The sequence below is a fragment of the Micrococcus sp. APC 4021 genome, assembly GCF_030407635.1.
Lineage (GTDB): Bacteria > Actinomycetota > Actinomycetes > Actinomycetales > Micrococcaceae > Micrococcus > Micrococcus luteus.
Genome location: NZ_JASDCZ010000143.1, coordinates 1 through 5,383, shown reverse-complemented (window position 1 = coordinate 5,383; position 5,383 = coordinate 1). Strand labels below are relative to the sequence as shown.

General features: G+C 74.7%; 5 protein-coding genes. 1 reads left to right on the top strand and 4 read right to left on the bottom strand.

Annotated features, from left to right (window positions below; translation table 11 throughout):
- Window positions 1-33 precede the first annotated feature (33 nt).
- Window positions 34-1,236, bottom strand: a complete 1,203-nt coding sequence (locus QL983_RS10215) for an acyl-CoA dehydrogenase family protein (RefSeq protein WP_036316076.1) — start codon at window positions 1,234-1,236, stop codon at window positions 34-36.
- A 177-nt stretch (window positions 1,237-1,413) separates the two neighbouring features.
- On the opposite strand from QL983_RS10215, the gene QL983_RS10210 reads away from it, so the two are divergent.
- Window positions 1,414-2,676, top strand: coding sequence for a PucR family transcriptional regulator (locus QL983_RS10210; protein WP_020627988.1), 1,263 nt, complete (start codon window positions 1,414-1,416; stop codon window positions 2,674-2,676).
- On the opposite strand, the gene QL983_RS10205 is transcribed toward QL983_RS10210, so the two are convergent.
- The 3 genes from QL983_RS10205 to QL983_RS10195 all read right to left on the bottom strand — a co-directional run.
- Window positions 2,666-3,916: a sugar phosphate nucleotidyltransferase gene (locus QL983_RS10205; protein ID WP_020627987.1), complete on the bottom strand. Its 1,251-nt coding sequence runs from the start codon at window positions 3,914-3,916 to the stop codon at window positions 2,666-2,668. The genes QL983_RS10210 and QL983_RS10205 overlap by 11 nt on opposite strands.
- A gap of 77 nt (window positions 3,917-3,993) precedes the next feature.
- Window positions 3,994-4,935 carry a DNA-formamidopyrimidine glycosylase family protein gene (locus tag QL983_RS10200; RefSeq protein WP_020627986.1) on the bottom strand — a complete coding sequence of 314 codons (942 nt, stop codon included), beginning with the start codon at window positions 4,933-4,935 and terminating at the stop codon, window positions 3,994-3,996.
- A 14-nt stretch (window positions 4,936-4,949) separates the two neighbouring features.
- Window positions 4,950-5,383 (bottom strand): VOC family protein (locus QL983_RS10195; protein WP_290152842.1); only part of this gene is annotated, 434 nt, incomplete at its 5' end.

Below are 5,383 nucleotides of genomic sequence, written 5' to 3'. Positions count from 1 at the left end.
CGGGAAGGGGGGGGGGGAGAGGGCGGGGAGGTCTCAGGCGAAGGCCGACACGCCGGTGATGGCGCGGCCGACGATCAGCGACTGCATGGAGTCGGTGCCCTCGTAAGTGTAGACGACCTCCATGTCCGTCAGATGGCGGGCGACGTGGTTCTCCAGCAGCAGCCCGTTCCCTCCCAGGATGTCCCGGGCCATGGAGGTCACCCGGCGGGCCTGGCGCGCGGCCGACATCTTCGCGAGCGAGGCCATCGGGCCGGTCAGGCGACCCTGGTCCTGCAGCTCCAGGAGGCGGAAGCACGTGAGCTTGATGTTGGTGACGTCGGCCAGCATGGTGGCCAGCTGCCCCTGGACCAGCTGGTGGCCGGCGATCGGCTTGCCGAACTGGACGCGCTGCCCGGCGTAGGCGACGGCGGCCTCGTACGCGGCGACGGCGTGGCCGAGCGTCTCGACGGCCACGCCGCCGCGGGTCGTGCTCAGGACGCGGTTGACGTCCTTGAAGGAGGAGCAACCGGGGAGCCGGTCCGCCTCGGGGATGCGCAGGCCGGAGATCACGATGTCCGGCTGGAGGATCGCGCGCTTGCCGATCTTGCCGGTGATCACGGTCGGCTCGAAGCCGGCGGGGAACTCCGTGTCCGGCTCCCGCTCCAGCACGAACGCCTTCACCTGGCCGTCGGCCACGTCGCGGGCGTAGATGACGATGACGTGGGCGTAGGAGGCGTTGCCGATCCAGCGCTTCGCGCCGTCGAGCACCCAGGTGTCGCCCTCTCGGCGGGCGGTGGTCTCGAGGGCCACCGAGTCGGACCCGTGGTCGGGCTCGGTGAGCGCGAAGGCGCCGATCATCTCCATCCGGGCCATCCGGGGCAGCCAGCGCTCCTTCTGCTCGTCCGAGCCGAAAGCGTTGATCGAGCCCATCGCCAGCCCGGAGTGCACCCCGAAGAAGGTGTTGAAGGATCCGTCCCCGCGGGCCAGCTCCATCGACACCAGGGCTCCGGCCATGCGGCTCATGCCGGGGCAGCCGTACCCCTCGATGACGGTGCCCGCCACGTTCAGCTCCGCCAGCTTGGGCACGAGCTCGAACGGGAACTCGGCGCGCTCCCAGTAGTCGTTGATGACGGGCATGAGCTCGGCGTCGACGAACGCGCGGACGCGGTCGCGCACCTCGCGCTGCTCCTCCGTCAGCTCGTCGTCGAGGAGGTAGATGTCGTGGTCGGGCAGGACGCCCGAGCGGGTCTCGCTCATGTCGGCTCCTCTGGGGGGGCTCGGGTGGGATGGGTCCGGGTGCGGACGAGGTCTCCGCCCACCGTATGACCGGCGCCACAGTGGCACTATGGGCACGGAGCACAGAGTCGGTTGTGCAGCCAGGACACGAGTCCCGCCCGGCCGGACGCCGCCGGCGGGGGCGGCGAGGAGGACGGCATGGTGCAGGAGGCAGGGGTCCCCGAGGAGTCCGGGGACGCGGAGCGCCGTCTGCGGGAGGCCTGGTCGGCGCTGCTGGAGGACGCCGACCGGATCGCCGACGAGATCGCCGCCGCCACGCTGGGCGGCGACCAGGGCGGGGCGTGGTCCACGCCGGAGCTGCGGGCCAGGCTGCGTCGTAGCACGCGGGAGCACGTCCGTCGGGGCCTGCGGGGCCTGGCCGGCGTGCCCTCCGGGGAGGGCGCGGGAGGGCGCCTGGTCGACACGTGGCGGGCCACCGGCGTCGAGCGCGCCCGCCAGGGGGTGCCCCTGGAGACCGTGATCTCCACCTACACCTCGGGCAACCGGCTGCTCTGGGAGGAGCTGGGACGGCGGGTCCGCGAGGGCAGGCTCGACATCACGACCGAGGAGCTCCTCGAGGCGGGGCGCCGGCTGTGGGAGGACCTGAGCGTCACGGGCGAGGTCCTCAGCGCCGCCTACCGGCGGGAGACCGCGCGCCTCACCCTGCGCGACCTGCGCCGTCAGGAGGACTGCCTGGCCGGGCTGCTGGAGGGGAAGGGCGCGGACCCCGTCTACGCGGAGCAGGCCGAGGAGATCCTGGGCGTCCGGGCGACCGCCCCCCTCGCCTGCGTCGTCGCCCTCGCCGAGGACCCGGGGAGCGACGTGCTCCATCACCCCGAGGACCGCATGGGGCGACTCGGGGCGACGTCCCGCTGGGCTGTGCGCGAGGGGGCGCTCTACGGTGTCGTCGAGCCTCCCTCGACGGACGAGGAATGGCTCACGGAGGCGCTGGGCCCGCTGGTCGAGGGCCAGGTGGGAGTGGCCTGGGCCCGGCAGGGGATCCCCGAGACGGCGGCGGCGTTCCGGCTGGCGACGCGGGCGGCGCACACGCTCCCGCCGGGCGAGCGGCGGCTCGCCTGGGCCTCCCATCGGCTGCCGGAGGTGCTGCTGGAGTCCAGCCCGGAGGTCGCCGCGCTGCTGGTGGAGGAGGTGCTGGGACCGCTCCGGGCGCTGCCCGCGGACCAGCGCGCCACTCTGATGGAGACCCTGCGGGCGCTGCTGCGCCGCTCGGGCTCCGCGACCCTCGCCGCGGAGGACCTGATCTGCCACCGCAACACCGTCATCTACCGCACCAAGCGCCTGGTGGAGCTGACGGGGTGCAGCCTGCAGGACCCGCGGGGACGCCTGATGCTGGAGCTGGCCGTGCTCGCCGCAGACCGGGCCGGCGGGCCGGTCCGGAGGGCGCGGCCGATCAGTCCCTGACGGGGGCGCCCGAACCGGTGGTCTCGTCCGAGGAGGCGGGCCCGCGCTCGCCCGGCTCGAGGACCACGACCTCGTCGGCCGGCTCCGCGCGCCCCGTGGCGCCCTCGGCCGGGATGGCGGCGCCGACGTCGGCGATCACCGTGTCCAGCACCGCGCCCGAGGGCACCGTGCACTCGCCCAGCAGGATGCTCCCGCGCACCACGGCGCCGGCCTCGACCACCACGCTGGGGCCCACGACCGAGTCGGTCACCTCGCCCGCGATCCGGCAGCCGGGGCTGAGCAGGGAGCCGGTGACGGTCGCCTCGGGGGCGACCCAGGCCGGCGGAGCGGCGTGCGGATTGGTCAGCAGCGGCCAGCCTTCGGCAGCGACGTCCAGGCCGGTGCCGTCGAGGATCTCCCGGTGGGCGCGGACGTACGCGTCCAGGGTGCCGATGTCCCGCCAGTACCCGACGAGGCGGTGCTCCCGCACGCGCCCCCGCGCCACGAACGCCGGGATGATGCTCTCCCCGTAGTCGCCGAGGGAGGAGCCCACGGGGTCGCCGTCCTCATCGGTCTCGCCCTCGTCCTTGGTGGCCGCCTCGTCCTCGCCCGCCACGAGGTCGCCGACCACCTCGGAGAGCGCGGCGACGTCGAACACGAACACCTCGGTGGCCACGAGCGTGCCCGCCGGGTCCTCCGGCTTGTAGGCGTAGTCGGTCACGGCGCCGTCGTCGTCCACCTGCACGACGCCGAAGCGCGAGGGGTCCTCGTCCGTCTCGGTGGTGACCACGGTGAGCTCGGCGCCGGAGCGGGCGTGCTCGGCCAGCACGGGGCGCAGGTCCAGCTGGTACAGGTGGTCCGCGGAGAGCACGACGACGGTCTCGGCGCCGAACTGCTCCAGCAGCGGCAGCTGCTGGGCGATCGCGTGGCCGTTGCCGCGGGCGAAGCCCTCCTCGGCGCGGCCCTGCGCGGGAGGCAGGAGCCGCAGGCCGTGGCGGGTGCCGTCGAGATCCCACGGCCGGCCGCCGGCCAGGTGCTGGTTGAGCGTGAAGGGGCGGTACTGCTCCACGACCCACACGTCCCGCAGGCGCGAGTGGGCCAGGTTGGACAGGACGACGTCGATCAGCCGGTACTGGCCCGCCAGCGGCACCATCGGCTTGGCGCGGGCCGCGGTGAGCGGCATGAGGCGGCCGCCGGTGCCGCCGGCCAGCACGAGCGCGACGACGGCACCCTCCGGGTCCGTGGGGAACGGGTCGGCCATGACTTCTCCTCGGGTCGGGGGCGGGTTCAGCGTAGGGAGCGGGGACGACACGTGGCCACCGTTCGGGTGCGTCCGGCTCAGCGCTGGCAGTGCGGGCACCACCACAGCCGCCGCGCGTCGTCCTCGGGGGAGCCGTAGTCCTCCTGGCGGACCGGGCCGCGGCAGCGCAGGCACGGGGCGCGGTCGTGCCCGTAGACCCAGTACGACGGCGCCCCGCCGCCGCGCGCGCCGGGCGTCCGGCCGGGTGCCGTGCCGGGTGACGGACCGGCCGGGACCAGCACCTCGACCCCGAAGGGTCGCGCCGGGTTCGGACGCACGCCCGTGGTCCGGCGCCGGGCGCCCGCGGCGGGGGCGGCGGGCGGGACGTTGGCGCGCAGCAGGTCCCGGGCGAGCAGCACGAGTCCGGCGACGTCCTCGACCTCGCCGATCGGCCGGTGCGGGTCGATGCCGGCCAGCAGGAGGGTCTCGCAGCGGTAGATGTTGCCGATCCCGGAGACGAGCCGCTGGTCGAGCAGGGCCAGGCCGACCGGCCGCTCGGGCCGGGCCGTGAGCCGCCGCACGCCCTCGGCGAGCAGCGCGGCGCCGTCGTCGGGCGTGTCCCAGGCCGGGTCCAGCAGGTCGGGGCCGAGGTGGCCGAGGACGGTGGCCTCGTCGGCGGTGGGCACGAGGGTGAGCAGGCCCAGCTGGGCGCCGAGCACGCGGTGCTCCGCCGTCTCCAGCACCGCCCGCACCTGCCAGGCGGGGGCGCCCCACCGCGCGTCGACGGCCGAGACGAGCCAGCGCCCCTCCATCTTCAGGTGCGAGATGAGCGTGAGCGGCCGGGCCCCGGGGCGGGCCGCGGGCGGGGTCAGCCGCATCAGCAGGTACTTGGCGCGCGGCAGGACCTCGGCCACCGTCCAGCCGGTCAGGTCCGCGGTGGCGTGGCGGGGCACGCGCAGATCCGCGTGCGTCAGGACCCGGCCCTCGAGCACGAGGCGGAGCCGGTGCGCGACGCGGACGAGGGAGTCGCCTTCAGGCACGGGCCGTCACCGGCTCAGGCCGCGTTGAGCTGCCAGGTCACGCCGAAGCGGTCCCCGACCCACGCGAAGCGGCGGGAGAAGCCGTCGTCGTCGGGCGGCATGTAGTCACGGCCACCGCCGGCGAGGAGCGCATCGTGGACCGCGTCCACCGCGGTGGCGTCCGGCAGCTCGACGAACAGGCTGATGGCCGGGGTGAATGTGAACCCGTGCGGGGTGAAGGAGTCGAAGAAGCGCAGCCGCTGGCCGGCGATCTCGAGCTCGCCGTGCAGGACCTTGCCCGCCCATGCGGCGCCGCGCGGGGAGGAGTCGTCGAAGAGGTCCCGGCGGACCTCGGTGACCGGCAGGTGCTCCACGAACGCGGTGAGGTAGGCGTCCATGGCCGCACCGGCGTCACCCTCGAACATGAGGAACGGGGTGACGGAGGGGTCTGAGGGATGCGGCAGGGAGT